Origin of the sequence: Bradyrhizobium sp. STM 3809 (assembly GCF_000239795.1) — a bacterium.
GTDB lineage: Bacteria > Pseudomonadota > Alphaproteobacteria > Rhizobiales > Xanthobacteraceae > Bradyrhizobium.
This window is the reverse complement of the sequence record NZ_CAFJ01000783.1, coordinates 1-509: the sequence shown is the minus strand read 5'-3', so window position 1 is coordinate 509 and position 509 is coordinate 1. Positions and strand designations below refer to the sequence as shown.

At 63.7% G+C, this 509-nt stretch carries 1 protein-coding gene; it reads left to right on the top strand.

Going from position 1 to position 509, the window contains the following annotated elements:
* On the top strand, positions 1-189 hold a 189-nt coding region (locus BRAS3809_RS37210), incomplete at its 5' end, for a hypothetical protein (protein WP_210161124.1).
* Between the last annotated feature and the right edge of the window lie 320 nt (positions 190-509).

Sequence of the window (509 nt, the reverse complement as noted above, 5' to 3'; positions counted from 1 at the left end):
CGCGTCATGAGGGGTGTCCTGCTCCGTCATCTGCACCGACCTGATTTGCCCGACGGCCACAGCTCGATGCCGTCTCGCAACGGGTTTGACACCAAAACAGCCATGCGTGCAAAAACTAAATCCCGATGCGCGATCAGCGGCATGACCCCTGTCCAGTCCGATCGTCAAAAACATTCTTCTTTCGCTTGAGACGAATTTCGGTTTTCCTGTCGCCGTCCCGCCCGCACGAGAGGGGCGCGTCGCGGTCGTCACGAGCGTTGCGGGTGGGATGCGATGGACGTCACGGGCCCGGTGCTTTTGCGCAAGACGACGGGCCGCGGGGCGTACGGCGAAATCGTGTGGTCCCGACCTCCCGACGCTGAGGTCAAATCGACGGCGCCAGCTGACGCGGCGCGGCGATGACGGTGGCCAGAAAGCCCGGCGCACCGAGGAGAGCACGTATAAGCCGTTCAAACCGTCGCGCAGGGAAGGCCGGTTGCTCGGCCAATCCTGTGGTGACTGCCGCCTGC